The organism is Gordonia sp. p3-SID1431, from assembly GCF_025143765.1.
In the GTDB taxonomy this organism is placed as follows: Bacteria; Actinomycetota; Actinomycetes; order Mycobacteriales; family Mycobacteriaceae; genus Gordonia; species Gordonia hongkongensis.
Map to the genome: position 1 here is coordinate 1 of NZ_JAMBDT010000198.1, position 626 is coordinate 626.

The 626-nt window shown below is 67.7% G+C and carries 1 protein-coding gene; it reads left to right on the forward strand.

Annotation, left to right across the window (positions count from 1 at the left end):
* On the forward strand, positions 1-626 hold a 626-nt coding region (locus M4D77_RS23770; RefSeq protein WP_259937733.1), incomplete at both ends, for a transposase.

The following is a 626-nucleotide window of genomic DNA, read 5'->3' on the forward strand; positions in this document are numbered from 1 at the left end:
GTGTTGCGGCGCTGACAGTATCGACGACCTCGGCAGGGTCCGCAGTGGTGGGCACACCCGCCTGTTCGACCGCGTGTACGCCCCAGCCACGATCGGACAAACGCTGCGCGAGTTCACCCCCGGCCACGCCCGAGCACTCAACGCGGTGATGACCCACACATTGCCGGCGATGTGCGCCACGGCGGGTCTGCTGCCCACCGACGGGTCCCGGGTATTTGTCGACATTGACTCGCTACTACGCCCGGTCTACGGCTACCAGAAAGAAGGCGGCTCCTACGGGCACGCCAAAATCGCCGGGCGTGAACTCCTGCGCAAAGGGTTGTCCCCGCAGGTCGCCACCCTGTCCGCAGCCGGGCATCAACCGGTGATCGCCAACGCCTGGCTACGCGCCGGGCGCACCGCTTCCGGGAGCGGGGCAGCGAGAATGATCGCTGAAACCCTGACCACCGCACGCCGGTGTGGGGCGAGCGGGGAGATCACCGTCCGTGGCGATTCGGCGTATGGCACCGCTGCGGTGATGCGTACCTGTCAACGCCTCGCAGCGACGTTCTCGCTGGTCCTGCGCACCAACACCGCGATCACCCGCGCCATCACCGCGATCGGAGACGACGCGTGGACCCCGGTGA